This is a genomic window from Lentzea sp. NEAU-D7 (assembly GCF_026242055.1).
Taxonomy (GTDB): domain Bacteria; phylum Actinomycetota; class Actinomycetes; order Mycobacteriales; family Pseudonocardiaceae; genus Lentzea.
Window position 1 is genome coordinate 98,150 of sequence record NZ_JAPJDL010000013.1, and the last position, 24,208, is coordinate 122,357.

Consider the following 24,208-nt stretch of genomic DNA (forward strand, 5'->3'; position numbering starts at 1 on the left):
CGGTCAGTCCCTGCCGGAGGCGAGGAGCGACACGACGGCCAGGCCCGTGTTGACGGCGGAGATGATCGTGGTCAGCTTCGCCGCCTCGGGCGGCAGTTCGCCGCGCCGGCCGGCGTAGACGGCGGCGGCGGTGTCCGTGGCGTGGATCAGCACGGCCTGGCGCAGGACCCGGCGGGCGTGGGCGTCACCGCTCTTCAGCGTCAGCAGGTCGACGCCCAGGACGAGGGTGCGGATGCCGAACATGCGGGCCGGGTAGACGAACCTCCTGTCGTCGCCCAGCTCGTCGCCGAGGCTCTTCGCCATCCGGTCCGCGGCGACCAGGCCGAGGGCACCGTTGAAGATCCGGACGCAGGCCAGAGTGGTCCGCGTGACATCGCCCAGCTTCATGCCGCCACCTCGTGTCGATCTCCGTTTCGCGAAGTCTAGGAGAACCGGGCGGCGAGCCACCGCGCGATGTCGTCCCGTGCCGCCTGCGCCATCCTGGTGTCGCGGTTGGTGAAGCCGTGCAGCGACTCCGGGTAGACCTTCAGGTCGACCTCGCCGACCGCCGCCACCCGTGCCGCCATGGCCAGGTTGTCCTCCAGCACGACGTCCAGGGCTCCGACGACCATCAGCAGGGGCGGCAGGCAGCGCAGGTCGCCGTAGATCGGCGAGATGTCCGGGACGGTGCGGTCGGGGGCGTGTCCCGCGTAGGCCTCGATGAAGTACTCGTCCGCGATCAGCCGGCCGGCGGGGGTCAGGCCGCTCAGGTCGTACGCGCCGAACTGGAGCACCGCGCCCGCGAACGGGTGGTCGCGCAGCCGGAGCAGCGTCGTCACGGCGAGGGCGGCCCCCGCCGAGAAGCCGCCGATGACCATCCGGCGCGTGCCGAAGCGCTCCTCGGCGTGGTCGATCAGCCAGCGCGCCGCGGTCTCGGCGTCGTCGGGCGCGGCCGGCCACGGGTGTTCCGGGGCCAGCCGGTACTCGACGCCGACGACCACGACGCCGAGCTCGTCCGCGAGCCGCCGGTCGCGTTCGTCGTCCTGCGCCGTGACACCCAGGTAGAAGCCGCCGCCGTGGAAGTGGAGGTAGACGCCTTTCGGACGGCCCCGCGGCTCGTGGATCCTGACGGGCACCCGCCGGCCGTTCGCCTCGACCGTCGTCGAGCCGCCGAGCGGCGCGGGCCTCATCTCCCGCAGCTCGCGCACGTCGCGCGGGCCTCTTCTGATCCCCCTGCGGGCGTTCTCGCCGCGGGCCTCCTCGACGTGCCGCGCCAACTCCGGGTCGATGAAGTCGTTCAACTTCAGTCGCACTGGGCATCCCCCTGCCGTGATCCGTGCGTGGAGTCAACCAGCCGCCGTGACGCAGGAGACACGAACCCGATCGACCTCCGATGCGAACTTCCAGTAGATACGGAGGTGTTGCTGTGAACTCGTCCAGGCGAGAAGACCCCGTGCTGATCACCTCGGCCGCCCCGTCGTACCAGGACCAGCTCTCCGCACGGCGCCGCAGGTACGCACTGATGATGAGCCTGCGCATCCCGTGCATCGTGCTGGCCGTGCTGTTCGCGAAGATCTGGTGGCTCGCCCTCGCCCTGATCCTGCTGTCCGTCCCGTTGCCGTGGATGGCCGTCCTGATCGCGAACGACAGGCCGCCGCGCAAGGCCGAGAAGCCCCAGCGCCTGCAGCGGTCTCGACGGGCGATCGAGGAGTCGCGGTGATCGGTCTCACGGTGGTGCTCGGGTACGGCGACGCGGCACTGGACGTGCTGAGACACCTCCCGTTGCACGTCGAGAACCCCGAGGTGGTGGTCGTCGACCCCGACCCGATCGCGCTGACCGGCGCGCTGGCCAACGGCGCCAGGGTCGTGCGGGGTGACGGGCGGGACATCTGCGCGTTGCAGCGGGCGCACACGCAGTTCGCGGCACGGGTGGTCGTCGCCGTTCCCGACGACAGGGACGGCCTGCAGATCACCATGGCCGTGCGCGGCCTCAACCCGGCGGCGGTCGTCGTCGCCGCGGTCCGCGACTCGGCCAACCAGGAGCTGTTCACCAGGCTGGGCGCGGACGAGGTCTTCGTGCGCGCCCGATCCGTCTAGCTCGTGCGGCCCAGCAGGTGCCGCAGTGCCGGTTCGAGGTCCGCGTACCGGAACCGGTGCCCGGCCTTGGCCAGCACGGCGGGCCGCACCAGCTGGCTCGCCTCGGCGAGTTCACGTGCGCCCTGCTCACCCAGCAGGAGCCGCGGCCCGAACGACGGCACCGGCAGCAGCGCGGGCCGGCGCAGCACCTTCGCGAGCGTGGCGGCGTAGGTGCTGTTGCGCACGGCCTCGGGCGCGACGGCGTTGACCGGCCCGCTGAGCCCCGTGTCGTAGAGCGCGCGGTGGTAGACGTCGACCAGGTCGTCCATGCCGATCCACGACTGCCACATCCGCCCGTCGCCGAGCCTCCCGCCCAGCCCGGCGGCGAACAGCGGGTGGAAGAGCCGCAGCGTGCCGCCGTTCGGGGACTGGACCAGCCCGGTGCGGACGTTCACCACCCGCACGCCGGCCGACGCGGCGGGTGCCGTGGCGGCCTCCCAGTCGGCGACCACGTCCGCGAGGAAGCCCTCACCCCGTTCGCTGTCCTCGGTGAGCTCCTCGTCGCCGCGGTCGGCGCCGTAGAAACCGATCGCGGACGCGCTGACGAACACCGGCACACCGGTGGCGGCGGCCAGATCCGCGAGCGCCCTGGTGGGCCCGATCCGGGACGACCGGATCGCCCGCCGGTGCGCGTCGGTGAACCTGCCCGCGATCGACGCGCCCGCCAGGTGCACCACCGCGTCCACATCGGACAGCAGGTCGGGCGCGGGGCGGTCGGGGTCCCAGCGCCGCTCGTCCGGGGCGGTGGGGGAGCGGCGGACCAGCTTCACCACCCGGTGGCCCGCCGTGCTGAGGAACGACCACAGCGCGGTGCCGACGAACCCGCTGCCGCCGGTGACCGCCACGGTGATCGGCCGGTCGCCGGCCTTCCGCGCGGAGGCCTGGGCCGCCAGGTCGGCGGCGAGCTGGCGGTGCCGGTAGGCGAACATCGACCGAAGCAGCGCACCGGGAACCGGCGTGTCCACGCGGTCGGTCATCCGCGTCCGGTCACCCTCCGCCGCGAACTCGTGGGAGTGCCGCCACTTCAGCGCCCAGCTCAGCGGCGCGGAGTCCAGCTCGTCGACGAACCGGTGCGGCGGCTCGAAGCCGGTGTGCCGGGCTCCCCAGCGCAGTCCGAGCGGCAGCCCCAGCACCGCGCGGCCCCCGTCGAGGGTGCTCGCCTCGCTCACGACGCCCACCGGCTGCCACGGCGGCGAGAGCCGGTGGATGGCTCCCGGCCGCGCGTGCCAGGCGAACACCTCGTCGAGGGGAGCGTCGACGACGCTGGAGAAGATCAGGGACATGCCTCCACGCTAAGTGCGCCCCAGGACGTTCGCTTGATGGATGGCCAGGCAGTTCGGGGTGAATGTCGTGATCACTCCGCGTGCTCTTGTGATCTCTGAGAGTCATCTGTAGGGTTGATGTTCTGGGAGCGCTCCCAATCCGCCGCTGCTGTTTGAACATCGATCATCGGAGATCGGAGGCTCATTCATGCGCACGCGCAGCACCTACGGGTCGCTCACCAGACGGCGGGGCTTCATCGCGCTCGTCGTCAGCGCGCTGGTCTGCACGTTCCTGTGGACCCCCACGGCGTCGGCACACGGCACGATCGTCGGCCCGGCCACCCGCGCCTACCAGTGCTGGCAGACGTGGGGCAGCCAGCACACGAATCCGGCCATGCAGCAGCAGGACCCCATGTGCTACCAGGCCTTCCAGGCCAACGCGGACACCATGTGGAACTGGATGAGCGCGCTGCGGGACGGCCTCCGCGGGAACTTCCAGGGGTCCACTCCGGACGGACAGCTGTGCAGCAACGCTTTGGCGCGCAACAACTCGCTGAACACGCCGGGTCGCTGGAAGACCACCAGCCTGGGCAGCAGCTTCTCGATGCACCTGCACGACCAGGCCAGTCACGGAGCTGACTACCTGCGCGTCTACATCAGCAAGAACGGGTTCGACCCGACCACCCAGCGGCTGGGTTGGGGCAACCTGGACCTCATCACGCAGACCGGCAGGTTCGCTCCGGCCAAGGACATCAGGTTCAACGTCCAGACCAACGGCACCTACCGCGGTCACCACGTGGTGTTCACGATCTGGCAGGCCTCACACCTCGACCAGACGTACATGTGGTGCAGTGACGTGAACTTCGGCTGACAAGGCCGGAGCGGTGCGTGTCCCCGGTGGCTTCCGGGGACACGCACCACGCGTTCAGTTCGCGACCAGCCGCCAGCGGTTGTCCGCGCTGCCGTTGTCCGAGTCCTGCACCACCTGCGCACCCGCGGTGGTGGAGCCGTTGAGGACTCCGAGCAGCTTTCCGCTGTGGGCGTTGCGGAGCTTGTAGGTGCCGTCGCCGTTGGGGACCAGGGTCCACCTGTGGTCGGCGGTGCCGTTGTCGGACCACTGCAGGACGCGAGCGTTGTCGGCCGTGGACATGTTCTCCACGCCGAGGACCTTGCCGCTGTGGACGTTGCGCAGCCGCACGTCGGACCCGTCGGTGATCATCTGCCAGTTGTGGTCGGCCGTCCCGCTGTCGTGCCACTGCACGGCCAGGCCACCGTCCGCGGTGGACATGTTCTGGATTCCCAGCACCATGCCGGTGCCCGCGTTGACCAGCCGGTGGCTCGCGACCGCGCCGCCGGTGTTCCAGTAGACGTTGTAGTTGAAGCCGTGGGCGTCGTGGAACGGCCCGAGGTTCACCCGCGTCCCGTTCGCCGTCGCCGTGAACGCCAGCGACGTCGTGCTGGTGCGCGTGACGGAACCGACGTCCAGCGAAGGCAACCCGGACAGCGTCGTGTTGCCGTAGTTGCCCGCGAGCACGGCCGGGCCGTAGGTCAGCGCGACGACACCGGCGTTGTCGTTGGCGGGCTGGGCGACCACGCGCATCGGCAGCCGCAGCGCCACCACGTCACCGGACGTCCACGAGCGCGTCAGGGACGCGTAGGTGCCGGGCGTCGTGGTCACGTTCTGCGTCACGCCGTTGACGCTGACGGTCGCGCCCGTGGTCCAGGCGGGGATGCGCAACCGCATCGTCCACGAGCCGGCGACGTTGCCGGTGACGGTGAGCGTCGTGGTGTCGCTCGCCGGGTAGTTCGTGCTCTGGGTGACGGTGATGGCGCGTGCCGACCACGTGAGCACCGACGGCGTGTACAGGTTCACCGTGAGGGTGGTGCCGCTGCGGAAGTAGACGGAGTCGGCGAGCTTGGTGTTGGTCTCCAGCCCGGTGCCCTGGCAGCACCAGAACGTGCCGTAGTCCGTGCTCCAGTTGCCGCCGCCCCACGCCGGACCCGTGTTGCCCCGGCGGTGACCGGGGTTGAGGCCGGTGAAGTAGCAGATGTGGCCGTGCGGGTCCGCCGGGTTCTGCTGGCCGATCAGGTGGTTGAGCAGGGCGCGCTCGTAGTAGTCGAAGTAGGCGGCCCGGCCGGGGTCGGTCAGCCACAGCTCCCTGGTCAGCTTGAGCATGTTGTAGGTGTTGCACGCCTCGCACGCGTCGGTGCTGAGGTAGGCCGCGATCGCGTTGGGCGCGCGGAAGTGCTCTGCCTGGCTGTTGCCGCCGATGACGTAGGTGTGCGCTCCGACGGTGATGTTCCAGGCGTTGAGGGCGATGTCCCGGTAGCGGGTGGTCCCCGTCGCCTTGTACTCGCGGGCCGCGCCGATCCACTTCGGCACCTGGGTGTTGGCGTGCAGGCCGTTCAGCCGGTCCTGGCTGGCCGCCAGCGGGTCGAACACCGCGGCGTGGTCGAACCGCTGGGCCGTCGTCAGCCAGCGCGAGTCGCCCGTCTGCTGGTACAGGTCGGCGAGCACCTCGTTCATGCCGCCGAACTCGGTGTTCAGCACGGACTGCATCCGGCTCTGGGACAACCGCGCCGTGCGCCAGTCCACCCACCCGGCGAAGCGCAGCAGCACGTCGCGGGCCTGCGTGTTGCCGATGTGGCGCCACACGTCCAGCAACCCGGCGAGGGTCTTGTGCAGCGAGTAGTACGAGACGGACTTGGGGGAACCGCTCTCCAGCGCGTCGAAGTCCGACTCGGGGAAGCCCGACAGGTACCCGGTGTTGAACCCGGCCGCCGCGTTGTTCGCCTGGCACTTGGCCAGTTCCGCGACCATGTAGTTCGCCCTGTCCCGGCACGCCGTGTCACCCAGGACGGCCCACGCCTGCGCCCAGGCCGTGAGGAAGTGCCCCTGGCTGTGCGTGCGGAACGGGAAGTTCGGTGCCTCCCAGCCACCCAGCGCGGCGGCGCCGTTCGTGGACAGCCGGTGGTTGGCGCGGAAGTTGTAGAGCAGGCGGTCGACGTCGACGAAACGCAGGTAGGACAGCGTCCGGTTCTGGTTGTCCAGCCACCGGCCCGGCGTCAGCCGGACCTCGGACAGGTCGAACGGGTAGGCCGACACACCGGTGTCGGCGCGCACAGGCGGCACCGAGGCCGCCTGCGCCGACCCCGGCACCAGTGACGGCGCCGTGGTCGCGAGGGCGGCGACACCCGCGGCTTGGAAGAGCCTGCGTCGACTCAACGATGAGGACATGCGGTTGCTCCAGTCGCTCGGCGAAACTGCTGGCGCGGCGCTGCAACGGAATGTAGCCACGACGTTGCCGGGAGGTCAACGCTCAATGTGAGCGTTAACTTTGAGCAATGTGGCGACTGGGGGTGTGTGCGGTGCCTTGATCGGTCAGGTTCTGTTAGCGTTCACAGCCGTTTGGGGACGGCGCCTGCCGGGGTGTTGCACGCCCTTGGGGTTCGCTCGGTGCGGTGGGTGTGCGCGGGTCGTGTCGCCGGGGGGTTGTGGCCGGATGGCTCGCGGCAGGCTGCGCACTGAGGTTCGGGGACGGGCCGCTGCGCGTGATCATCGCGGCAGGCGCGTGCCGTGTGCCCGATGTCGGCCGATTGAAGCGCTGGCTGCGCTGGATCGCAGCGGCCGAGGTGTCTCGGGGGGTCAGTGTTGGCCGTCTGCGGGGCTGGCCGGCTTCAGCCGCGTTCGTGTCGAGGCGGCGGGATCGCAGCGAGCGTCGCTTGCTCAACGTCGGCCGCTTGCAGGTGTGCCGCGCGGCGCGCGATCGCTGTGGCGGAGTTGTGTCGAGTGCCCGATGTCGACCATGTGCGGGGCTGACCCGCCTCAGCCGCGCTTGCGCCGGGCAGTGGGGTCGCGTGCTCAAACGCCCCGTCTGCAGGCGTGCTTGCGTCGGCCGACGCGGGATCACCAGGTGCCCGACATCGTCCGCCCGCGGAGCTGACCGGCCTCAACCGCGCTTGCGCCGGGCCGGCGTGATTGCCGGTTCGTGCTCCGGGCAGTCCGTGCGCAGGTCCGCCAGCGGCAAAGCGATGCGCAGCAGGTGGCAGTGGTGCGGCGCGTCGGGCTCGGGGTACTCGTCGCGGCCGAAGAAGCGGCACGTCGTGCACGTGTGCGTCACGCTCACCACGCCGGAGCGCTGCAGGTCCGCGATCGCGCGCAGGACGGTGTGCAGGGTGATCGCCCTGTCCTGCTCGGAGATCCCGGCGAGCGCGGCGGTCAGCGGATCGTCCCAGGAGGACAGTCCTCGTGCGACCTCGTCGCCGGTGGCGGTCAGTGCCAGCGAGCGGCGGCGTCCGTCGGTTCCGGGGGAGCGCGTCACGAGTTCCTTGCGTTCCAAGGCGGTCACCGCGTCGGACATCGTCGGGGTGGTGACGTCGAACTCGGCGGCGAGTGCGGCCACCTCGCCGCGGGACTGCGGGTGGCGGGCCAGTGCCAGCACGACCTGCTGTTGCAGCGGCGACAGTCCGTGCTCCCGCGCGGTCCGCTGGGCCAGTGCGCGCATGCCGTGCCCGAGCCGCTCGAGCGCGTCGGCCAGCCGCCGGTCGAGCCCGGCCGTGCCGTCGGTGTCAGTCATGCGATCCGCCTCGCCAGTGGGACTTTGCACGGCGATCGTACGTGCGGGCCGCTGTGAGACGTGGGTCACCCGCGCCTAGAAGTTGTTAGGAGTCCTACCCACTTTGTGGCAGTCTGGTGTCACCCCACCGCGGAACCCCGACACCGTGAAGGAAGCGACATGAGTCTCCTGCTGTCCGCGCCGAGCGGACTCCTGACACCCGCGATGCCTTGGGAGACAACCGAATGGTTCAACAGCGAGCCGCTGAACCTGGCCCAGCTGCACGGCCGGGTGGTGGTGCTCGAGGCGTTCCAGATGCTGTGCCCCAGCTGCGTGAGCCACGCCCTGCCGCAGGCCGTGCGCCTGTCCAGGACCTTCGGTGACGAACTGGCCGTCATCGGCCTGCACACGGTGTTCGAGCACCACCAGGCCATGACGCCGACGAGCCTCGAGGCGTTCCTGCACGAGTACCGCATCCCGTTCCCGGTCGGTGTCGACGCGCGGCGCAGCGCGCACCCGGCGCCGGTCACCTTCAGCCGTTACCGCATGCAGGGCACGCCCACCACGGTGCTCATCGACCGCGACGGCATGCTGCGCGGCCAGAAACTCGGCCCGCTCGACGACATGGCGCTGGCCTCGGCCGTGACGCGCCTGCTCGACGACGCCGTGCCGCCCGCCGTCTGCGCGATCGACGGCACCTGTTCCTGATCCACCCCGTCCACATCAGAGGAGAACCACCATGTCCCGCGTCGAGCTCACCAACCCCGACCAGATCACCGACGAGCGCGCCGAGACCCTGGCGCAGATCAAGGGCGCTTTCGGTGTCGTGCCCAACATGTTCAAGGCCGTCGCCCACTCGCCCGCCGCGCTGCAGAGCATGTGGGCGCAGTTCGGCGCGCTGGGCAAGGGCGCGCTCGGCGCCAAGCTCGGTGAGATGGTCGCCGTGGCCGTCGCCGACCAGAACCGGTGCGACTACTGCCTTTCCGCGCACACCATGCTCGGCAAGAAGGCGGGTGCCACGGCCGAGGAGATGAGCGACGCCCAGAACGGCAAGTCTGACGACCCGCGCGCCGCGGCCGTGCTGGCGCTCGCCACCGTCCTGGTCGAGAAGCGCGGCCAGATCGCCGACGCCGACGTCCAGGCCGCGCGCGACGCCGGGCTGAGCCAGGAGGAGATCGTCGAGACGGTGGCGCACGTGGCCCTGAACGTGTTCACCAACTACGTGAACGTCGCCCTGGACGTCCCGGTCGACTTCACCCGCGTGGCGCTGACCCGCTGACGGCGCGGACGAGGAGCCCGGCATGCTGGCGGCCCCGCCGCACCGCCGCAACCGGGCTCTCGTCCGAAAGTACGAGATGGCCGTCCGGCGTTCGGCAACCGCTTTCCCGGCGTCCTAACGTCCTGATCATGACTACTGCAACGGGCAGGACCACGCCGCCGAGCACCATCATCGCGGCCTTCGTCGGGTTCCTCGTGTCGTGCGTCTTCGCGGTGACGTCCGCGGGTGTCCTCGTGGGCACGCGGGACGACCTCGTCGACGCGCTGAGGGCGTCGGGCACGGCGATGACCGAGGAACAGCTGCAGAGCGCGGCCACGTTCACCCAGGTGCTGGTGGCGGGCATCGCGGTGCTGGTCGCACTGGTCCAGCTGTGGCTCGCGTTCAAGCTCCGGTCCGGGCGCAACTGGGCCAGGGTGCTGCTGACCGTGTTCACCGTGTTCCAGGTGGCGGCGCTGTTCATCGGCGAGGGTGCCGCGACGCTTCCCGCGTACGCAGGCGCGGCGGTCGCCGCGCTGTCGGTGGTGGCGAGCTACCTGCCCGCCTCCAACGTCTACATCGAGACCGTCAAGCGGGCGGGGTAGCGGGATCGTCCACGACGACCGGGGCCAGAATGCCGCTATGACGGCAGGGGGAACGCCGGCGCGGCGGAGCGTGTTCGTGGCCGAGGTCGCCGCGCTGGTCGTGGCGGTGGCGGTGGACGCGGTGCTCGCGGCCGGGGGAGACGGTCCGCGGGGCGTCCTGGGACCGCTCGTCGCGGTGGTCGTGCCGTACGCGGGTGAGGCCGCCGCGGTCCTCGCGGTCCTGCGGCGCCGGTTCCCCCGGCGGATCGAGCTGCTGGCGGGTGCGGCCGTGGGACTGTCGCTGCTCGGCACGGCGGTGGCGGGGCTCGTGGAACGGGCTCCCGTGCGGCCGCCGGTGACGGAGGTGCTGGCGGTGCTGCTGCTGGCCGCCGCGGGGTGCCGCCGGCTCCCGCCGGTGCGGGCGGCGGTGCTCGCCACCGCCGCCTGCGTCACCGTCGTGCTCGCCCCGGTCGTGCGCTACGGCCTCGACTCGCTGTTCCCGGTGGCCGCGGCTGTCGCCTGGGGTGCCGCACTGGTGCTGGGCCTGATCCTGCGCGACGCGGACGCCCGGCACCGCCGCGAGCTGGAACGCGTCCGCAACGAGGACAGGCTGCAGCTCGCGCGGGACCTCCACGACCTCGTGGCGCACCACGTCACCGGCATCGTGGTGCGGACCCGCGCGGCCCAGGCGCTGGCCGCGAACCCGGCGGCACCGGTGCAGGACCCCGCCGAGGTCTACGACCAGATCGAACACGCCGCGGCGGAGGCGCTGACCGCGACGCGCGGCCTGGTCGGCGTGCTGCGCAGCGACGAGCCGCTGCCGTCCCCGAGCCTCGTGCTGGGGGACGTGGTGCGCGCGGCGGCAGGGGATGCGCAGGTGCACGTGGCCGCCGACGTCGAGTCCTTTCCGCTGCCACCGCAGGTCTCCGTCGCGCTGCACCGGGTGGTGCTGGAGGCGCTGACCAACGTCCGGCGCCACTCGCGTCCCACCCTCGTGCGGGTCGCGGCACGGTCCGAGGAGGGCTTCCTGGTGCTGGAGGTCGACAACGACGGGGTGCCGCCCGGTGACGCGGCCGGGCACGGGCACGGCATCATCGGCATGACCGAGCGCGTGGCCGCGGTGGGCGGGGAGCTCACCGCGGGCCCGCACGGGAACGGTGGCTGGCGGGTCATCGCACGGGTGCCGGACGACTTCGACGGCCTGCCGAGGGGGATCTGATGACGATCCGCGTGCTGATCGCCGACGACCAGACCCTCGTGCGCACCGGCTTCCGGCTGGTCCTCGACGCCGAGCCCGGCATCAAGGTGATCAGCGAGGCCGCCGACGGGGAGGCGGCGGTGCGGATGGCGCGGCAGCTGCGTCCCGACGTGACCCTGATGGACATCCGCATGCCGAAGCTGGACGGCCTGCGGGCGACCGAGCTGCTGGCGGGACCGGGCGTCGAGGACCCGCTGCGGGTGCTGGTGGTCACCACCTACGACGTCGACGCGAACGTCTACGCCGCGTTGCTCGCCGGGGCCTGCGGGTTCCTGGTCAAGGACGCCCGGCCGCGGCTGCTGGTGGAGGCGGTGCACGCCGCGGTGAGGGGCGAGGCGCTGGTGTCGCCCGCCGTGACGGTGCGGCTGCTCGCGCACTTCACCGCGGGCGGCGGGCGCGAGCACCCCGGCACGCCGCTGACCGGCCGCGAGCTGGACGCCGTGCTGGCCGTGGCACGCGGCCTGACCAACGCGGAGATCGCCGAGCACCTGCGCGTCTCGCTGTCGACGGTGAAGTCGCACCTGGCCAACGCGGGCGGCAAGATCGGCGCGCGCAACCGCACCGAGATCGCGATCTGGGCGTGGCGCAACGGCCTGCTCAAGTAGCGCCGCGGCGCACCACGACCGTGCCGGCGACCATGTCGCCGAGCCGCTGGTTGCGGGGCGTCACGGCGATCAGCACGGCGCCGACCAGCCCCAGCAGCAACCCGTCCACGACCATCAGCAGCCACCGCACGAGGTAGGCCCGCAACGAGGGCTCGCCGCCGCGCAGCGTGGTGATCCGCAGGCCCAGCCACCGCATCGCCGGTGTCGAACCGCCGTGCCGGTGCGGGTACCACACCTCGATCCACAGCACCCCGAGGAACGACACCACGGCCACCGTCGCGAACGGCAGAACCTTGAACACCTCCGGTGTCATGCCGAGCTTGAGCAGCGGCAACGACAGCAGGACGCCGAGCACCAGGCTCAGGACGGCGGCGACGACCAGGAGGGCGAGCTCGGTGAGGTGCTGCCAGTAACGGCGCAGGACGATCGACCGGGCGACGGCATCGGTGGCCACCCGGCCATCATGCCAAGGCCCGCAACCCCCTGGGCAGACCCGTCCTAAGTGGACGCGGGTGCCGTCGTGCCGCGCGGGAGGTAGCGGGCCGTCGGTGACCAGCGCGGCGTGACCGGGCCGCCGTCGATCCGCTCCAGCACCGACTCCGCCACCGACACGCCGAACTGGTGCACGTCGACGCTCATCGTCGTGAGGGCGGGGGAGGCGAGCTGGCACAGCGTCGAGTCGTCCCACGCCACGAGGCTGAGGCGGTCCGGCACCGCGACACCGAGCTCGGCGGCCGCGGCGAGTCCCGCCACGGCCATCACGTCGTTGTCGTAGAGGATCGCGGTGGGCGGTTCCGGCCCGCTCAGCAGCGCGGTGGTGAGCTTGGCGCCCGCCTCCTCGGAGTAGTCGCCCTCGACGACCACCGGCTCGACGCCCGCCCGTGCGCACCCGGCCAGCAGCGCGTCCGTGCGGGCCCGCGTGTGCTGCAACGCGGAGGGGCCGGTGACCCTGGCGATCCGCCGGTGCCCCAGGTCGAGCAGGTGCTCGAGCGCTTCGGCGACAGGCCCGGCGTGGTCGGTGCGGACCGAGGGCAGCCGGGGGTCGTCACCGACGACCACCGCGGGCAGCGCGATCTCCGCGAGCACGGCCGGGCGCGGGTCGTCCGCCACCGGGTTCACCACGACCACGGCGTCCACGAGGCCGCGGCTCGCCCAGCGCCGGTAGGCGGCGATCTCCGCGTCGTGGTCCGCCACCACGTGCAGCAGGACGGACAGGTCGCGCTCGGCGAGCCGTTCCTCGATCCCGGCGATGAACTCCATGAAGAACGGCTCGACCCCGAGCAGGCGTGCGGGCCGCGCGAGCACCAGGCCCACCGCGCCCGCCGGTTCACCCGGCATCGGGCACCGCGCGGAGGTCGTTGGCACAGCGCAGGACCAGCGGATCGGTGAAGGCCGCCGGGTCGACGACGGCGTCCGTGCGGATGTGGAACACGCGCACCTCTCCGGCCAGCATCGGCACGAGCGAGTCGTCCACGACCGCGTCCGGCGCCACCCGGTCGGCCAGGACGGCGACGTCGCGCGCGAACGAGCCGGCCCGCACCTCGACCTCGTACCCGCCGTGCACCGCCTGTGCCTGCGCGGCAAGGGGACGGGGGTCGTAGGAGAGCTCGACGTCCTCCCGGAACGGCAGGATCGCACGGGCTTCGGCGGTGGTCGCCACCATCACCTCCGCGTCGTCGTTCACCGGCTGCAGCAGCGCGTCCTCCAGGTCCAGGCAGAGGACCGAGCGGGGCGGCACCGTCCGGCGCAGTCTAGTCAGGTGCAGCGTGACGCCCCGGAACGTCTGCCGGTCGAGGGTGAGGTGCGCGTCCCACGGCTCGTCGTGGTCGTTGACGGCGACGAGCACGAGCCGGTCGCCCCGCGGCTGGAAGGTGAGGAGCCGGGGCTCGTAGGCGTGCCGCAGCCCGTACCACAGCGGTTTGAGCCGTTCCTCGCTGTCGATCGCCGCCCAGGAGGTGACCGGCCAGCAGTCGTTGAGCTGCCACACGACCGCGCCGGCCGTGCGCGGCCACCACGAGCGGAAGTGCTCGACGCCGAAGCTCACCGCCCGCGCCTGGTTGAGCTGCGTCGCCCAGTGCCAGTCCTCGAACCGCGCCGGCACGGGCAGGTGCGCCGCCAGTCCGCGCACGAGCTTGCCGTTGCCGTCCTCGGCCTTCTGGTGCGCCAGGAAGCTCGGCGAGTCCGGGGACAGCGGCCGGTCGTGGATCCAGCGGGTGAGCGTGGCCCACGCCGGCGGGCCCTGGAAGCCGAACTCCGAGCAGAACCGCGGCACGTGGTCGCGGTAGTGCCGGTAGCCGGCCTCGTTCCAGACGTGCCAGTCGTGCCGCGTGCCGTGGTGCTCGTCGTTGGGGTGCACGCCGTCCACCGGGCTGTACGGGCTGCTGGGGCAGTAGAACCGCGTCGGGTCCAGCTCGGCGACGATGCCGGGCAGGAGCTCGTCGTAGTGGCCGAGGCCCCACGTCCGGCCGTCCAGCTGCTCGGGCCAGCCCCAGTCGGCGAACCCCCAGACGTTCTCGTTGCCGCCGTTCCACAGCGCCAGCGAGGCGTGGGACATCAGGCGCGCGACGTTCTCGCGGGCCTCGGCCTCCAGCTCCGCGCGGATCGGCTCCTCCTCCGGGTACGCGGCGCAGGCGAGCGGGAAGTCCTGCCACACCAGGACTCCGCGTTCGTCGCAGACGTCGTAGAAGTCGTCGGACTCGTAGATCCCGCCGCCCCACACCCGCAGCAGGTTGACGTGCGCGGCCACGGCCTGGTCCACCCGCCGCGCCAGCCGGTCGCGGGTGATCCGGGTGAGGAAGTGGTCGTCGGGGATCCAGTTGGCGCCCTTGACGAAGAGCGGCCGGTCGTTCACGACGACGGTGAACGGGGTGCCGTGCTCGTCCGGTGCGGTGTCGACGGTGATCGTGCGGAACCCGATCCGCTTCGAGGTGCTGTCGAGGACGCCGGATTTCGCGCGCAGCACCACTTCCAGGTCGTACAGCGGCTGCGCGCCGTGCCCGGCCGGCCACCAGAGCGCGGCCTGGGGCACGTCGACGCGTGCGACCAGGTCCTCCTGTCCGGCCGGGACGGTGACCGTGCGCTCGTGGCCGCCCACGGCGATGTGCAGGGTCAGGTCCTCCGGGACCGCCCACTCGAAGTCGACGTGCAGCTCGACCTGCCCGGTCGTGCCGGCGACCGTGACGACAGGGCGGACCCGCGCGAGCCGGGCGGTGTGCCAGCGCTCCAGCCGCACCGGCCGCCAGATGCCCGCGGTCTGCAGGTCGGGGCCCCAGTCCCAGCCGAAGCTGCACGCCATCTTGCGGATCATGTTGAACGGGTGCGCGTTGACGTGCGGCCGGGCGCCGAGAGCGGCCTCGGCCTTCTCGGCGTGCGCGAGCGCGGACGAGAACGACACCGTCAGGTCGTTGCCGCCGTCCACCAGGAACTCGCGGACGTCGAACCGGTAGCCGCGGTGCATGTTCGCCGTCTGCCCGGCCACGTGCCCGTTCAGCTCGACGGTGGCGATGGTGTCGAGGCCGTCGAAAACGAGGTCGGCCCGCTGTCCCGGCCTGGCCGTGGCGGCGAGGAACGTGGTGCTGTAACGCCAGTCCGCGCGGTGCATCCAGGCGAGCTCCTCCTCCGCCCGGTCGAGGAACGGGTCGGTGATCAGCCCGGACGCGAGCAGGTCGAGGTGGGTGCTGCCGGGCACCGCGGCGGGCACCGTGCGGCCCCGGATGTTGTCCGGCACCTCGTTCGTGGCCGCGGTCAGCTGCCAGCCGTCGTGCAGGTACTGGCGGATCAAGGCTGTCCTCCTTGTCGGAAACGGGCTTCCGGGTCGGGCGCGGCGGCGGCGAGCTGCCGGGTGTACGGGTCCCGCGGACGCAGGAGCACGTCGTCGCCCGGACCTCGTTCGACGATGCGGCCCCGGTGCATCACCAGGACCTCGTCGGAGAAGTGCCGGGCGGTGGCCAGGTCGTGCGTGATGTAGAGGACCGCGAGGTCCTCCTCGCGTTGCAGCCGGTCGAGCAGCTTGAGCACGCCCAGCCGGATCGAGACGTCCAGCATGGACACCGGTTCGTCGGCGATGATCACCTTCGCGCCCGGTGCGAGCGCGCGGGCTATCGCCACCCGTTGCCGCTGCCCGCCGGACAGCTCGTGCGGGCGGCGGCGGGCGAGGTCCGGCGAGAGGCTCACGCGCTCCAGCAGGTGGGGCACCTCCGCGCGGGAACGTCCGTGCAGCAGCAACGGCCGGGCGAGGTGGTGTTCGACGGTGTGGAACGGGTTGAGCGAGGCGAACGGGTCCTGGAAGATCATCTGCACGTGGTCGCGATACGCCCGCCGCGCCACCGGTGCGCCGTCCTGGCCGGTCAGCGTGATCTCGCCGGAGGTGGGACGGACCAGGCGGGCGATCATCCTCGCGATCGTCGACTTCCCCGACCCGGACTCGCCGACCAGCGCGACGGTCCGGCCGGGGGTGAGCGTGAACGAGACACCGTCGACCGCGCGGTGCCGGTGGAACGTCTTCGTGAGGTCGCGGACTTCGAGCGTGGTCATCGGATCAGAGCTCCTCGCTCGCCGGTCAGGCTCGGGAACGACGCCAGCAGCTGCCGCGTGTAGGGGTGCCGCGGCCGCAGGTACATCTCCTCGGCCGTCGCGTACTCGACGACCTCGCCCTCGCGCATCACCGCGATCCGGTCGCTCAGCTCCAGCAGCAGCGGCAGGTCGTGCGTGATGAACACGACCGCGAACCGCAGCTCGTCGCGCAGGCGCTTGATCTCGTTGAGGATCTCCCGCTGCACCAGCACGTCGAGAGCGGTGGTGGGCTCGTCCATGATCATGACCTGTGGTTCGAGCAGCAACGCCATGGCGATCATCACGCGTTGCCGCATGCCGCCGGACAGCTCGTGCGGGTAGGAGCCGAGCCTGGCCCGGTCGACGCCGACGAGCCGGAGCACCTCCGCGCACCGCGCCGCGCGATCCGTCGCGGTCATCGACGGGCGGTGCGTGCGCAGGACGTCCTGCAGCTGCGCGCTGATCGGCGTGACGGGGTTCAGGGAGTTCATGGCGCCCTGGAACACCATGGACAACCTGACCCAGCGGAACCGGCGGAGCTCCTCCGGGCCCAGCGCCAGCACGTCGACGCCGTCGAACACGACGGATCCCGAGGTGACCTCGGCCGGCGGCCGGTGCAGGCGGTTGACCGCATAGGCGAGGGTGGTCTTGCCGCAGCCGGACTCGCCCGCCAGGCCGAGGATCTCGCCGCGACGCAACGTGAGCGACACGTCCTTGACGGCGTGCACGGGTGTGGCGCCCTGGTAGACGACGTTGAGGTCGCTGACCGTCAGCACCACGTCCTCGTCCGCGGGCGCCACCACGGGCGTGGTGGCCACGACGTCGCGCCCGCGCCGGACCCGCTCGCGCAGCGCGGGGTTGATGATCTCGTCGATGCTGAAGTTGACGAGGGACAGCGCGCCGCCGAACAGGGCGATGACCAATCCCGGCGGGACGAACCACCACCACGCCTCGCGTTGCAGCGCGAAGCCGTTCTGCGCGTAGTAGAGCATCGTGCCCAGCGTCGAGGAGTCGGCCGCCCCGAGCCCGAGGAACGACAGGCCCGCCTCGCTCAGGATCGCCAGGACGACGGCGAACACGAACTGGGACGCGAGGATCGGCAACAGGTTCGGCAGGATCTCCACGCAGATCACGCGCCACGTCTTCTCGCCGGACACCCGCGCCGCGGCCACGTAGTCCCGGTTGCGCAACGACAGCGTTTGCGCGCGCAGGACCCGGGCCGCCGCGGCCCACCCGGTGATCGCGAGCACCAGCGAGATCGTCCACGTGCCGCGCTGGTCGGCGGGCACGAACCCGGCCACGACGATGACCAGCGGCAGGCCGGGGATCACCAGCATCACGTTGGAGAACAACGAGAACGCCTCGTCCACGGCACCGCCCGCGTAGGCGCCGACGATGCCGAAGACACCGGACAGCACCGTCGCCATGACCCCGACGAGCAGGCCGATCCACAACGAGCCGCGGGTGGCGTGGGCGAGCTGGGCGAGCACGTCCTGACCGGTGATCGTGGTGCCCAGCAGGTGCCCGTCGCCGGGCGGGGTGAGGCCGACGTCCCTGATCGTCGCGGGATCACCGGTGAGCAGCGGGCCGACGAGTCCGAACAGGACGATCAGGCCGGCCAGCAGGAGGCCGGCGCGGAGTTTTCCCGACCAGGTCATGACACCGTGCTCCGATCCCTCGTGCGGGCGTCGATCAGCCCGTAGAGCAGGTCGACGACCAGGTTCGCGCCGAGCACCGCGATCGTGATCACCAGGAAGATCCCCTGCATGAGCGCGTAGTCGTTGTTCTGCACGGCCTGCAGCAGCTTCGAGCCGATGCCGGGGTAGGAGAAGACCTGCTCGGTGACGATCGACCCGGACACCACGAACCCGAGTGAGATCGCGAACCCGGCGACGGAGGGCAGCACGGCGTTGCGCGCCGCGTACCGGATCATGACCCGGCTGCCGGTCAGGCCCTTGGCCCGCGCGGTCAGCACGTAGTCCTCCGACATGGCCGAGACCATCATGTTGCGCATGCCGAGCAGCCAGCCGCCGACCGAGGAGAGCACGATCGTCAGCGCGGGCAGGATGCCGTGGTACAGCGCGGAGCCGAGGAACTCGGGGTTCCAGCCGGGGTCCAGGACCACGTCGTAGCCGCCGTTGAGCGGGAACCAGCCGAGCCCCGACGAGAGCAGCGCGACCAGGATCAGCGCCAGCCAGAAGTACGGCACCGCGGACAGCATCGTGGTCGCGGGCACCAGCGCGTCGAGCCAGGTGCCGCGCTTCCAGCCGACGAGCGCGCCGAGCCCGACCCCGAGCACGAACGAGATCAGGGTCGCGAGCCCGACCAGCACGATCGTCCACGGCAGCGAGTCGCCGATCACGTCGGAGACCTTCGCCGGGAACGCGCTGACCGACACCCCGAGGTCCCCGCGCAGCAGGTTCCCCAGGTACGCCAGGTACTCCTGTGCGAACGACTCGCGCCCGCCGGTGCCGAGCAACGTCTCGTAGGCCTGGCGGGCGGCGGGGTCGACGGACCCGCCGCGCTGCTGGAGCTTGGCCATCAGGATGTCCACGGGGTTGCCCGGCAGCAGCCGCGGGATGACGAAGTTCAGCGTCACCGCCGCCCACAGCGCCGCCAGGTAGAAGGCGACCTTGCGCAGGTGGTAGCCCATCGTCAGGACCCGGCGGGCTTGAGCTTCGCGTACACCTGGGAGGCGTCCGGGCGCTTCCACACGGCGGGGAACGCGTAGAGGTCGTCCTTCGTCGGCCAGCCGGTGAACGCCTTGTCGTTGTACTCGTTCGGGACGCCGCCGGTCAGCACCGGGATGTACGGCATCGACTTCTCGAGCTCGACCTGGATGGTGTCGTAGTGCGCCTGCCGCGCCGGGTTGCCGCGGTCGGTCCTCTTGAGCTCGGCCAGGGCCGCGTCCACGACGGGGTTGCTGAACCGGGAGAAGTTCGGGTTGGCGGCCTGCCCGACCGGCGCGGTCGTCGCGGTCGAGAAGAAGTAGCTGTAGGTGTAGTACGGGTCCGGTGCCGGGCCCTGCTCGACCGAGTCGATCAGCAGCTCGAACTGGCCGCGGCCGCGCGCGTCGGCCCACTCGTTCCACGACAGCTGCTGCGGCGTGATCTTGATGCCGATCTGGAGCAGCTGCTGGCTCAGGGTCTCCAGCGCGGTGATGTAGTCGGTCCAGCCGGCGACCACCTTGACGGTCAGCGCCAGCGGCTTGCCGTCCTTGGCGTAGATGCCGTCCGCGCCCTTGACGTACCCGGCGGACGTGAGCAGCTCGGTGGCCTTGGCGACGTCGGCGCTCATCGGCGCCATGCGGTCGGTGAGCTTGCCCGACAGCAAGGCCGAGTCGCGCGGCTGCAGCGTGAAGCCGGGTGACATCTCGCTGCCGGTGTTCTGGAAGGCCAGCGAGTTGATCTGGGTGCGGTTCATCCCGTGGTAGATCGCCCTGCGCACGGCCGGGTCGGTCTGCGCGCCCTGACAGCCGAGCTGGGCGTTGGAGCACGTGAACAGCGAGACCTGGTTGAGCGGCAGGGTGACCGCCTTGTAGCCGGGGTAGTTCTTCTCGATGTCCTTGATGTCCGGGATGGGACCGGTCTGCCAGTCGATCGAACCGGCCTTGAGCGCGTCGACGCCCGCCTGGTTGCCCGACAGCGACAGGTAGCGGATCTGCTTCAGCGCCGGCTCGCCGCCCCAGTACTTCGGGTTCGCCTTGAGCGTGAACGACTGCGCCTTGAACTCGCCGAGCTGGAACGGGCCGGTGCCGACCGGGCTCGGGTTCACCTCGGTCGCGGGCGTGGCGTAGTTCTTCCAGATGTGCTCGGGCATGATCCACAGCTGGCCCAGCACCTGCGGTCCGTCCATGTAGGACGGTTCGGGGAACTTGACGACCACGTGCGTGTCGTCCACGGCGGTCGTCGATCCCTTGAAGCCGGTCCTGTTGACGGCGGGGGTCTTGGCGACCATGTCGAGCGTGAACTTGACGTCCTCGGCGGTGAACTTCTCGCCGTCGGACCAGGTCACGCCGTCTCTCAGCGTGATCGACAACTCCGTGCCGTCCGCGTTCCACGCGAACTCGGTGCCGAGCATGGGCTTCGGCGGTCCGTCCTTCGCGATGTTGAAGAAGAACAGCGGTTCGTAGATCGTCCCGGGCCCCTCGATCTGGGTGGGGGCGTACGGGTTGAAGTTCAGCTGGTAGTCGCCGGCCTGCCCGGTGTAGACGACGAGCGTGTCGCGGGCCCGGCCCGCGCCGCCGGATCCGGAGCAGGCAGCGGTGGCCGCGACGAGGACCGCGAGACCGAGTGAGCAGAGCCGCTTGTGCAGGAACATCGTTGATCCTCCCGTGGCTGGGTGGTTCGCGGCGAGGATTCTTCAGTTACTAAACAAAGAAAGTCAACGCCTCGGGATGCTTTACTGATCCCGAGGTTGTCGATGGATCTGTTCGTCGTTCGACGGAGGAGTGCTGTGAGCGGACCGGCGCGGGTGACCCACGCCAGCACCAGGGCGGCCGTGCTGGACCTGGTCAGGGCGGCCGGGATGATCAGCCGTGTCGGCCTGGTCAACGCCACCGGCCTGACCGGCGGCACGATCTCCACCGTCGTGCGCGGCCTGATCGACGAGGGGCTGGTGGCCGAGACCGGGCACGCCGAGTCGACCGGCGGCAAGCGCCGGGTCATGCTGCAGCTCAACCACTTCGCGCGCTACGCCGTCGGCGTGCACCTCGACGACGCGCGGATCACCTACGTCCTGACCAACCTCGGCGGAGCGGTCGTCGCCAGGATCTCCCGCGCGGGCGCCGGCGCCGACGAGCCGGCGGCCGTGGTCGCCAGGGTGGCCCGTGAGGTCGGCGCGCTGATCGACAGCGTGGGTGTCGAACGCGATCGAATCCTCGGGCTGGGACTCGTGGCGGCTCGTCCGGCGGAGCACCACGAGTTCGGCCGTGCGGTCGAGCGGGCGACCGGCCTGCCGGTGGTGCTCGACAACGACGCGACCGCGGCGGCGATCGGCGAGCACTGGTCCGGCGGTGTCGGCGCGACGTCGACGTTCGCCGCGCTGTTCATGGGGTCGGACGTCGGCGCGGGCATCGTGCTCGGCGGCACCACCTACCGGGGCCCGAGCGGCCACACCGGCGAGATCGGCCACACCTGCCTCGACGTCGACGGCCCGCGCTGCCGGTGCGGCGCGCGCGGGTGCCTGGAGGTGCTGGCCGGTCCCGCCGCGGTCGTGGAGCAGGCACGGGCCGACCGGGCACTGAGTCGTGCGGCAGGGCTCGTCGGAGGCCGTACCCGCGCGGCGACACCGGTCGCGGCCGACTTCGCGGCGATCAGCAGGGCGGCCAGGCAGGGCAACACCCGCGCGGTCGCGTTGCTCGAACGGTCCGCCCGGTACTTCGCGGCCGCCGCGCGCACGCTGGCGAACGTGCTGGACCTGGAGGTGCTGGTGCTCACCGGCCCGAGCTTCGCGATCGCGGGCTCGATCTACCTGCCCGTGCTGCGCGCCGAGCTCGACAGCGCGTTCATCGCGCGCGACGCCCACCCGATCTCCGTGCGGCTGTCGCCCTCCGCGGCGTCGGCGCCCGCCATCGGCGCCGCGGCGATCGTGCTGCAGTCGGAGCTGGTGCCGCGGCGTCAGGGCCTGCGGCTGCCGGACGACCTGGCCGCCGAGGAACCGCCCGTGTTCGGGCAACTGGTCCGCTGAGCGGATCCAGGCCGTGTCCCGGAAGTCCCGTCGGGCGGCAGTAGCGGCCGAGGGCGCCGTCTCCGGGTCTCTCGCCCGCGCCTGCCACCGGACGAACTTCCGGGGCACGACCTAGGGTGTGCGCATGAGCCGGGGCAGGGCGGCAGTGGTGCTGCGCAGGAAGTTCGACAGCGCCTTCAGCTGGGTCGTGACGCTGGGCGCGCTCGCGACGAGCACGTACGTGCTGCTCAACCCGTTCCCCGGCAACGGGTTCGGGCACCAGCTGGAGTTCATCGCGATCATGGCGCCACTCACGTGGTTCATGTGGATGGTCGGCGCGCACGCGGTGGTGGAGGTCCACGACTCGGGTGTCCTGGTCGTGAACTGGTTCCGCAGGTACTGGGTGCCGTGGGCCGACCTCGCGGCGGTCGAGGCGACGCGGGAGCTCACCCTCGTCACCACCTCGGGGGAGCGGATCAACGTCGCCGTCGGCGCCTTCTCCGCGGCGAGCTCGTTGCGGGGGAGCCAGGTGCAGGCGCGGCTGCGGGAGGCGATCGAGCGGCACCGGCCGCGCCCGGCGCCCACCGGCGGCGGTGGTGTGCGCAAGAGCCTCGACCTGGTGCCGTGGCACTTCGCGGGCGTGGTCGCGTTCCTGCTCGTCGTCGCCTGGCTCGGCATGTGGCTCAACGGGGGCTGAACCTGTAACGAAGAGGTGCCCGTCTCAGACAAAGCCGGGCATGACTACCGGTGGGCCAGGTCACAAACCCAGGCGGTGGATCACTGGCGTGGCCGCCGTGGTCATCGTGCTGGTGATCGGGACGTCCCTGCTCGTCAGCGGGGTGCTGAGCGGTGACGAGCCCGCGGCCACCGTGCTCACCACGTCACCGGCCGCTCCTGCGCCTCCCGCCGAGGACTGGTACGACCTCACCACCCACCAGGCGGTCGAGTCCGGCGACGGGCACGAGACCGTGCCGTCGATCAGCATCGGGGTGGGCAGGGAGCCGTTCTCCCACAGCATCCGGGGCTCGGCCGGCTCGTCGGCGAACTTCCGCACCTGGTCCACCGCGGGCAGGTGCACCCGCCTCTCGGTGTGGGTCGGGAAGGACGCGGCCTCGCCTCAGCAGGACGGGGTGGGGCAGTTCGTGATCAGGGCGGACGAGAAGGAGGCCACCACCCGGCAGGCGAGCATCGCCGACGCCCCCCAGCACGTCGAGGTCGACATCTCGGCCGTCGACCGGCTGACGTTGCTCGACGTGCGCGGTGGCCGGGACGCGCACAACGCCTGGGGCACCCCGAGGGTGTTCTGCTCCGCGCCGCCCGGCAGGACCGTCTGACCCGGACGTAACGCGGTGATCAGCTCAACCGACATTCCAGCAGCCGGGTGAGCGCTGTCGTCCGCACGGGACAGCGGGTCGGGTGGACGGTCAGGGGAGTGACGGTGGCGCGCAAGCACCTGCTGGTGATGTTGTTGCTGTTCGCGGGCGCGTGCTCGGCGGAACCCCCGGCACCGTCGCCCTCTCCGCAGTCCCCGCTGAAACCGCCGACGCTCGTCAACGAGGTGGTGCCGCCGCAGGACGTGCTCACCGTCGTGCGGGACGTCATCGACGCGCGGACGGTCGAGTTCGCCGACGGCACGCGGGTCCGCGTCGCGTCGCTGGCGGAACCGAAGGAGTGCTTCGCGGCGGCCTCGCTCTCCTTCGCCAGGTCGACGCTGCTGGCGAGCTCCGTCCGGTTCACCGGGCTGGAGATCGGCCTGGTCGACCTGGAGCTGGAGGACGGCACCGACTACGCGGTGCTCGCCGTGCAGCAGGGCGCCCTGAAGCCCGAGGGCGTCGAGAGCGGACCGCTGATCAACGCCCGGGACGAGGCGTCCGCGGCGAAGCGCGGACTGTGGGGCCCGCCCTGCGAGGGTTCCGACACGTCCAAGCCCGCCCCCACCACGACGACCACGACCCCCGCGCCGCCGCCACCGCCCCCGCCGACCACGACTCCGCCGCCTCCGGCGAAGGCCTGCGCTGTCGCCTACCGGATCACCGAGCAGTGGCAGGGCGGTTTCCAGGCGAGCGTGACCGTGCGCAACACCGGCACCGCGGCGGTGAACGGCTGGTCGCTGCTGTGGGCCTTCTCCGACGGGGAGAGCCTTCGCGAGATGTGGGACGCGTCCGGCAGGCAGTACGGGTCGGTCGTCGGCGCCGCGAACACGAGCTACAACCGGCGGATCGAGGCGGGTGCGTCGGTGCGGTTCGGCTTCAACGGCACCTCCCGCGGCCGTCCGAACCCGCCGGCCGCGTTCTCGCTCAACAACGTGAAGTGCGCGGTGGAGTAGCGGGGACTCGCGCGCGCCGGCGAGGCTTT

24 protein-coding genes are annotated in these 24,208 nt (G+C 71.3%); 12 read left to right on the forward strand and 12 right to left on the reverse strand.

What is annotated here, in order from left to right; translation table 11 throughout:
* Positions 1-3: 3 nt before the first annotated feature.
* Both ORI60_RS25405 and ORI60_RS25410 read right to left on the reverse strand, forming a co-directional pair.
* A complete protein-coding gene (locus ORI60_RS25405; RefSeq protein ID WP_266040386.1) occupies positions 4-387 on the reverse strand; it encodes a hypothetical protein in 384 nt (127 codons plus the stop codon).
* 35 nt (positions 388-422) lie between these two features.
* Positions 423-1,292 carry an alpha/beta hydrolase gene (locus tag ORI60_RS25410; protein WP_266040388.1) on the reverse strand — a complete coding sequence of 290 codons (870 nt, stop codon included), beginning with the start codon at positions 1,290-1,292 and terminating at the stop codon, positions 423-425.
* Between the two features lie 80 nt (positions 1,293-1,372).
* Between ORI60_RS25410 and ORI60_RS25415 the strand changes: the two genes are divergently transcribed.
* Both ORI60_RS25415 and ORI60_RS25420 read left to right on the forward strand, forming a co-directional pair.
* Positions 1,373-1,699 (forward strand): DUF3099 domain-containing protein, encoded by a 327-nt coding sequence (locus ORI60_RS25415; protein ID WP_266040389.1) that lies wholly within the window; start codon positions 1,373-1,375, stop codon positions 1,697-1,699.
* A complete protein-coding gene (locus ORI60_RS25420; protein ID WP_266040390.1) occupies positions 1,696-2,076 on the forward strand; it encodes an NAD(P)-binding protein in 381 nt (126 codons plus the stop codon). The genes ORI60_RS25415 and ORI60_RS25420 overlap by 4 nt, the downstream gene beginning before the upstream one ends.
* Here the strand turns inward: ORI60_RS25420 and ORI60_RS25425 are convergent.
* Positions 2,073-3,398, reverse strand: a complete 1,326-nt coding sequence (locus ORI60_RS25425; protein ID WP_266040391.1) for a TIGR01777 family oxidoreductase — start codon at positions 3,396-3,398, stop codon at positions 2,073-2,075. The genes ORI60_RS25420 and ORI60_RS25425 overlap by 4 nt on opposite strands.
* A gap of 187 nt (positions 3,399-3,585) precedes the next feature.
* On the opposite strand from ORI60_RS25425, the gene ORI60_RS25430 reads away from it, so the two are divergent.
* Complete coding sequence (locus tag ORI60_RS25430; RefSeq protein ID WP_266040392.1) at positions 3,586-4,248, forward strand: lytic polysaccharide monooxygenase auxiliary activity family 9 protein; 663 nt, start codon at positions 3,586-3,588, stop codon at positions 4,246-4,248.
* A 54-nt stretch (positions 4,249-4,302) separates the two neighbouring features.
* Here the strand turns inward: ORI60_RS25430 and ORI60_RS25435 are convergent, their stop codons facing one another.
* Together ORI60_RS25435 and ORI60_RS25440 are read right to left on the reverse strand one after the other, a co-directional pair.
* Positions 4,303-6,615: a beta-L-arabinofuranosidase domain-containing protein gene (locus ORI60_RS25435; protein ID WP_266040393.1), complete on the reverse strand. Its 2,313-nt coding sequence runs from the start codon at positions 6,613-6,615 to the stop codon at positions 4,303-4,305.
* Positions 6,616-7,327: 712 nt separating this feature from the next.
* The gene (locus tag ORI60_RS25440; protein ID WP_266040395.1) at positions 7,328-7,954 is read right to left on the reverse strand and encodes a MarR family winged helix-turn-helix transcriptional regulator; all 627 of its coding nucleotides are present in this window, start codon (positions 7,952-7,954) and stop codon (positions 7,328-7,330) included.
* Between the two features lie 159 nt (positions 7,955-8,113).
* Between ORI60_RS25440 and ORI60_RS25445 the strand changes: the two genes are divergently transcribed.
* The 5 genes from ORI60_RS25445 to ORI60_RS25465 all read left to right on the forward strand — a co-directional run bounded on the left by ORI60_RS25445 (position 8,114) and on the right by ORI60_RS25465 (position 11,635).
* Complete coding sequence (locus ORI60_RS25445) at positions 8,114-8,641, forward strand: redoxin domain-containing protein (protein WP_266040396.1); 528 nt, start codon at positions 8,114-8,116, stop codon at positions 8,639-8,641.
* A gap of 31 nt (positions 8,642-8,672) precedes the next feature.
* A complete protein-coding gene (locus tag ORI60_RS25450) occupies positions 8,673-9,212 on the forward strand; it encodes a carboxymuconolactone decarboxylase family protein (protein ID WP_266040397.1) in 540 nt (179 codons plus the stop codon).
* 128 nt (positions 9,213-9,340) lie between these two features.
* Entirely contained in the window at positions 9,341-9,793 is a 453-nt protein-coding gene (locus tag ORI60_RS25455) for a hypothetical protein (RefSeq protein WP_266040398.1), read from the forward strand.
* A gap of 37 nt (positions 9,794-9,830) precedes the next feature.
* Entirely contained in the window at positions 9,831-10,991 is a 1,161-nt protein-coding gene (locus tag ORI60_RS25460) for a sensor histidine kinase (RefSeq protein WP_266040399.1), read from the forward strand.
* Positions 10,991-11,635, forward strand: coding sequence for a response regulator (locus ORI60_RS25465; RefSeq protein ID WP_266040401.1), 645 nt, complete (start codon positions 10,991-10,993; stop codon positions 11,633-11,635). Before ORI60_RS25460 ends, ORI60_RS25465 begins: the two co-directional genes overlap by 1 nt.
* Here ORI60_RS25465 and ORI60_RS25470 read toward each other — a convergent pair.
* Genes ORI60_RS25470 through ORI60_RS25500 form a run of 7 tightly spaced genes read right to left on the reverse strand, consistent with a single transcriptional unit; the run spans position 11,628 to position 20,506 of the window.
* A complete protein-coding gene (locus ORI60_RS25470) occupies positions 11,628-12,089 on the reverse strand; it encodes an RDD family protein (RefSeq protein ID WP_266040403.1) in 462 nt (153 codons plus the stop codon). The two genes, ORI60_RS25465 and ORI60_RS25470, sit on opposite strands and share 8 nt — an antisense overlap.
* Positions 12,090-12,133: 44 nt before the next feature.
* Positions 12,134-12,973 (reverse strand): LacI family DNA-binding transcriptional regulator, encoded by an 840-nt coding sequence (locus tag ORI60_RS25475; protein ID WP_266040405.1) that lies wholly within the window; start codon positions 12,971-12,973, stop codon positions 12,134-12,136.
* Complete coding sequence (locus ORI60_RS25480) at positions 12,963-15,416, reverse strand: glycoside hydrolase family 2 protein (RefSeq protein WP_266040406.1); 2,454 nt, start codon at positions 15,414-15,416, stop codon at positions 12,963-12,965. The genes ORI60_RS25475 and ORI60_RS25480 overlap by 11 nt, the downstream gene beginning before the upstream one ends.
* Positions 15,413-16,168: an ABC transporter ATP-binding protein gene (locus ORI60_RS25485; protein WP_266040407.1), complete on the reverse strand. Its 756-nt coding sequence runs from the start codon at positions 16,166-16,168 to the stop codon at positions 15,413-15,415. The genes ORI60_RS25480 and ORI60_RS25485 overlap by 4 nt, the downstream gene beginning before the upstream one ends.
* Positions 16,165-17,844: a dipeptide/oligopeptide/nickel ABC transporter permease/ATP-binding protein gene (locus tag ORI60_RS25490; protein WP_266040408.1), complete on the reverse strand. Its 1,680-nt coding sequence runs from the start codon at positions 17,842-17,844 to the stop codon at positions 16,165-16,167. Before ORI60_RS25490 ends, ORI60_RS25485 begins: the two co-directional genes overlap by 4 nt.
* Entirely contained in the window at positions 17,841-18,839 is a 999-nt protein-coding gene (locus ORI60_RS25495) for an ABC transporter permease (protein WP_266040410.1), read from the reverse strand. Before ORI60_RS25495 ends, ORI60_RS25490 begins: the two co-directional genes overlap by 4 nt.
* 2 nt (positions 18,840-18,841) lie before the next feature.
* Positions 18,842-20,506, reverse strand: a complete 1,665-nt coding sequence (locus tag ORI60_RS25500; RefSeq protein WP_266040411.1) for an ABC transporter substrate-binding protein — start codon at positions 20,504-20,506, stop codon at positions 18,842-18,844.
* Between the two features lie 135 nt (positions 20,507-20,641).
* Here ORI60_RS25500 and ORI60_RS25505 point away from each other — a divergent pair, with 135 nt between their 5' ends.
* From ORI60_RS25505 to ORI60_RS25520, 4 genes are all read left to right on the forward strand, one after another.
* Entirely contained in the window at positions 20,642-21,874 is a 1,233-nt protein-coding gene (locus ORI60_RS25505; protein WP_266040412.1) for an ROK family protein, read from the forward strand.
* Positions 21,875-21,998: 124 nt separating this feature from the next.
* Positions 21,999-22,550, forward strand: coding sequence for a PH domain-containing protein (locus ORI60_RS25510; protein WP_266040413.1), 552 nt, complete (start codon positions 21,999-22,001; stop codon positions 22,548-22,550).
* 88 nt (positions 22,551-22,638) lie between these two features.
* Positions 22,639-23,187: an NPCBM/NEW2 domain-containing protein gene (locus ORI60_RS25515; RefSeq protein ID WP_266040414.1), complete on the forward strand. Its 549-nt coding sequence runs from the start codon at positions 22,639-22,641 to the stop codon at positions 23,185-23,187.
* A 47-nt stretch (positions 23,188-23,234) separates the two neighbouring features.
* On the forward strand, positions 23,235-24,179 hold the full coding sequence (locus ORI60_RS25520; RefSeq protein WP_266040415.1) for a cellulose-binding domain-containing protein: 945 nt from the start codon (positions 23,235-23,237) through the stop codon (positions 24,177-24,179).
* Positions 24,180-24,208: the final 29 nt, after the last annotated feature.

Bases quoted from the DNA above. Each gene is read 5' to 3' on its own strand.
- ORI60_RS25405 (WP_266040386.1), bottom strand. From the start codon at position 387: ATGAAGCTGGGCGATGTCACGCGGACCACTCTGGCCTGCGTCCGGATC.
- ORI60_RS25450 (WP_266040397.1), top strand. From the start codon at position 8,673: ATGTCCCGCGTCGAGCTCACCAACCCCGACCAGATCACCGACGAGCGC.
- ORI60_RS25415 (WP_266040389.1), top strand. From the start codon at position 1,373: ATGCGAACTTCCAGTAGATACGGAGGTGTTGCTGTGAACTCGTCCAGG.
- ORI60_RS25500 (WP_266040411.1), bottom strand. From the start codon at position 20,506: ATGTTCCTGCACAAGCGGCTCTGCTCACTCGGTCTCGCGGTCCTCGTC.
- ORI60_RS25510 (WP_266040413.1), top strand. From the start codon at position 21,999: ATGAGCCGGGGCAGGGCGGCAGTGGTGCTGCGCAGGAAGTTCGACAGC.
- ORI60_RS25455 (WP_266040398.1), top strand. From the start codon at position 9,341: ATGACTACTGCAACGGGCAGGACCACGCCGCCGAGCACCATCATCGCG.
- ORI60_RS25460 (WP_266040399.1), top strand. From the start codon at position 9,831: ATGACGGCAGGGGGAACGCCGGCGCGGCGGAGCGTGTTCGTGGCCGAG.
- ORI60_RS25435 (WP_266040393.1), bottom strand. From the start codon at position 6,615: ATGTCCTCATCGTTGAGTCGACGCAGGCTCTTCCAAGCCGCGGGTGTC.
- ORI60_RS25440 (WP_266040395.1), bottom strand. From the start codon at position 7,954: ATGACTGACACCGACGGCACGGCCGGGCTCGACCGGCGGCTGGCCGAC.
- ORI60_RS25475 (WP_266040405.1), bottom strand. From the start codon at position 12,973: ATGCCGGGTGAACCGGCGGGCGCGGTGGGCCTGGTGCTCGCGCGGCCC.
- ORI60_RS25495 (WP_266040410.1), bottom strand. From the start codon at position 18,839: ATGGGCTACCACCTGCGCAAGGTCGCCTTCTACCTGGCGGCGCTGTGG.
- ORI60_RS25465 (WP_266040401.1), top strand. From the start codon at position 10,991: ATGACGATCCGCGTGCTGATCGCCGACGACCAGACCCTCGTGCGCACC.
- ORI60_RS25485 (WP_266040407.1), bottom strand. From the start codon at position 16,168: ATGACCACGCTCGAAGTCCGCGACCTCACGAAGACGTTCCACCGGCAC.
- ORI60_RS25430 (WP_266040392.1), top strand. From the start codon at position 3,586: ATGCGCACGCGCAGCACCTACGGGTCGCTCACCAGACGGCGGGGCTTC.
- ORI60_RS25425 (WP_266040391.1), bottom strand. From the start codon at position 3,398: ATGTCCCTGATCTTCTCCAGCGTCGTCGACGCTCCCCTCGACGAGGTG.
- ORI60_RS25445 (WP_266040396.1), top strand. From the start codon at position 8,114: ATGAGTCTCCTGCTGTCCGCGCCGAGCGGACTCCTGACACCCGCGATG.
- ORI60_RS25490 (WP_266040408.1), bottom strand. From the start codon at position 17,844: ATGACCTGGTCGGGAAAACTCCGCGCCGGCCTCCTGCTGGCCGGCCTG.